The organism is Pseudomonas meliae (genome assembly GCF_001400515.1).
Taxonomy (GTDB): Bacteria; Pseudomonadota; Gammaproteobacteria; order Pseudomonadales; family Pseudomonadaceae; genus Aquipseudomonas; species Aquipseudomonas amygdali.
On sequence record NZ_LJQT01000332.1, the window covers coordinates 1 to 850 of the forward strand.

An 850-nucleotide genomic window follows, 5' to 3' on the forward strand; every position below is an offset into this window, starting at 1 on the left:
AAACCCGGGGCGGTTCACAACCCCTTATTGGTTGATTCTGCGGTCTTCGTTTCCGAGTACCGCAAAGCGTCTCTGTAGCTCAGCAAGGCCAGACCGTGCTTGGCGCAGCTGTTGTGAAGTATTGGCTATTTCGGCTGGGTTGCCCTCATCTATAGCGTCTTGAAGCTCGTCCGTGAGATTGTTAACCATGAGTTGCTTATCTTCGATTTCTTGCCTCAATGCAGCACCAACTCCACGTGGGCAGACTTGTACGTCGCGTGACGATGAGCCCATTTGATAGACTCGTTTCCCTCCGCCCAATAGGGATTTGGGTGTAAATGGGATTTCTAGCCCGCCAGCCGCAGGTTTGAAGTCTCGTTGTTGGAGCTTGTTGAGAGCGTTCAGGTGAGGGCTATTGGAAGGGCCCGCTTGAGTGTTAATGTCTAGGCGTTGAGCATCAAAAGATTTAGCTAATAGCGCGTTCTGCCGGTACTGGTAAGATGAACTCTCACACAATTGGCGCAGTCGCTGTGCCTGCATGCTTAATACCGCCCCCGGCTTTTTTTGCCCCTCTGACGCCTGGGCGACAGCGGTTGTGGTGCCAGGTGGAGAGGAGTTGGTGGGGGCTGAGGAAACGCGGTTTTGCGCTTCCTCTGCAGGGGCCGAGTAACTGAAGCTGGAATTTACTGAACTGGTTGAAATTCGATTCATGGGGAAGCCTCTTTGTCAAAGAATTTAATGCGCATGAGCAGGCATGCGTTACTCATTTTTACCCTTATGGAAAGGAAGGAAATCTTAGTGGCTTCGCACCTGCCGACAGTTCCTAATCTTCGGGGAAATATTCTGGCAATCTGTGGGAGTATCAGTTTTT

General features: G+C 51.3%; 1 protein-coding gene. It reads right to left on the reverse strand.

All coding sequences use genetic code 11. The annotated features are described in order from the left end of the window. Positions 1-24: 24 nt before the first annotated feature. Positions 25-690 carry a XopO/AvrRps4 family type III secretion system effector gene (gene xopO, locus ALO64_RS15575; RefSeq protein WP_044345986.1) on the reverse strand — a complete coding sequence of 222 codons (666 nt, stop codon included), beginning with the start codon at positions 688-690 and terminating at the stop codon, positions 25-27. Between the last annotated feature and the right edge of the window lie 160 nt (positions 691-850).